General features: G+C 36.5%; 1 protein-coding gene and 1 pseudogene. Both read right to left on the reverse strand.

Annotated elements, in window-relative coordinates:
* Positions 1-614: pseudogene (gene oppF, locus AB0N16_RS41725) on the reverse strand (murein tripeptide/oligopeptide ABC transporter ATP-binding protein OppF); the annotation flags it as partial.
* On the reverse strand, positions 611-1627 hold the full coding sequence (gene oppD / locus AB0N16_RS41730; RefSeq protein WP_354792111.1) for a murein tripeptide/oligopeptide ABC transporter ATP-binding protein OppD: 1017 nt from the start codon (positions 1625-1627) through the stop codon (positions 611-613). The gene oppD and the pseudogene oppF, both read right to left, overlap by 4 nt.
* Between the last annotated feature and the right edge of the window lie 41 nt (positions 1628-1668).

Raw genomic sequence — 1668 nt, forward strand, 5'->3', positions numbered from 1 at the left:
CCCAAGTCCTTTTGAATGAGCTTCATGAAATTCAAAACCTGAGCTTGAACAGATAAGTCTAATGCTGAAACTGGTTCATCGGCCACAATTAACTTAGGATTAGTAGCAACTGCCCGTGCGATTCCAATTCTTTGTTGTTGACCTCCAGAAAATTGGAAAGGATACTGTTCTAAAGCTTGTTTAGGTAGTCCAACAATATCCAATAATTCATGAATCCGTTTATTTTCCGTATTAGCATCTATTTTTTCAAAATTTCGAATAGGCTCCGCAATGATATCGTAAATTGTTTTCCGTGGATTCAAACTCGAAAATGCATCTTGAAAAATCATTTGAACATCTTTATTGTATTTGAGCTGGTTTCTTATCTTTTTTTTGCTGACATCTTGTCCTTTGTAAATCAATTGTCCTGATGTCATTTGTTCTAAACCAACAATTGTTTTGCCAATCGTTGATTTTCCAGAGCCAGATTCACCAACTAAACCGACAGTTTCTCCTTCATGAATCGTTAAATCTACTCCATCAACGGCTAAAACATTATCTGTCACTCGATTAAAGAAACCAGATCGAATAGGATAATAAACTTTTAAGTCCTTTAAATTAAGAATTTCGCTCACTTTTTACCCCCTTTCAATTTTTGATCTGGAAATTCAAATTTTTTCCAAGCCTGACCTCGAACAAAATGATTTGAAGAAATTTCAGTCATTTTTTCCGAAATTACTTTTTGAGCTTCTTCTTTCATCCAAGGCACTCGAGCGAGAAATAAATCTTTGTCATACTCAATTTCTGACAGAGAAGGCACAGACCCTGGAATCACATATAAATCATCCGAAACTGTTTCGGCAGATGGATTTGAACGCAAAAGTGACCGGGTGTATGGATGTTTGGGATTTTGAAAAAGCTCTTCAACAGAAGCTTTTTCGACGAGTTGTCCGGCATACATCACCGCCACTGTATCAGCAACTTCAGCAACAACCCCTAAATCATGAGTAATTAGAATAACCCCAGCATTCTTCTTCTTTTGTATTTCTAAAATCAAGTCTAAAATCTGAGCTTGAATGGTAACGTCTAAAGCAGTCGTTGGCTCATCAGCAATAATCAAATCTGGGTCATTGGCAATGGCTATTGCAATCATTACTCTTTGTCTCATCCCGCCTGAAAGTTGGTGGGGAAATTGATTAACGACTCTTTTAGGATTTGGAATTCCTACTTGTTCTAAAAGTTGAAAGATTCTACTTTCATACTGATTTTCTGGATAAACATCATGCACGGCCAGCATTTCCTTGATTTGCTGCCCAATTTTCATCAATGGATTAAGCGCAGTGAGTGGATTTTGAAAAATCATTCCAACTTTACTTCCTCGAATATTTGCCATGGAGTCACCCGTTTTACCAATCACTTCTTCCTCATCCAATAAAATGGAGCCTGTAATTTGAGTTTGATTTGGGTTGTGTAATCCCATAACAGCAGTTGCCAAAGTTGATTTCCCAGAACCTGATTCCCCAACAATGGCTAAAACTTCACCACGTCTAAGACTTAAATCAATATCATAAATTGCTTTTTGAAATTTACCAGCAATCCGAAAGGCAACACTCACTTGTTTTGCTTCCAAAATATTTTCACTTTCCATATTTACCTCAATGAAATCTTTCTAAATAGACTTAATAAAAG

Source organism: Streptomyces sp. NPDC051105, from assembly GCF_040682795.1.
Lineage (GTDB): Bacteria > Actinomycetota > Actinomycetes > Streptomycetales > Streptomycetaceae > Streptomyces.

Coding starts and splice junctions, on each gene's coding strand:
- oppD (WP_354792111.1), bottom strand. CDS start 1,627: ATGGAAAGTGAAAATATTTTGGAAGCAAAACAAGTGAGTGTTGCCTTT.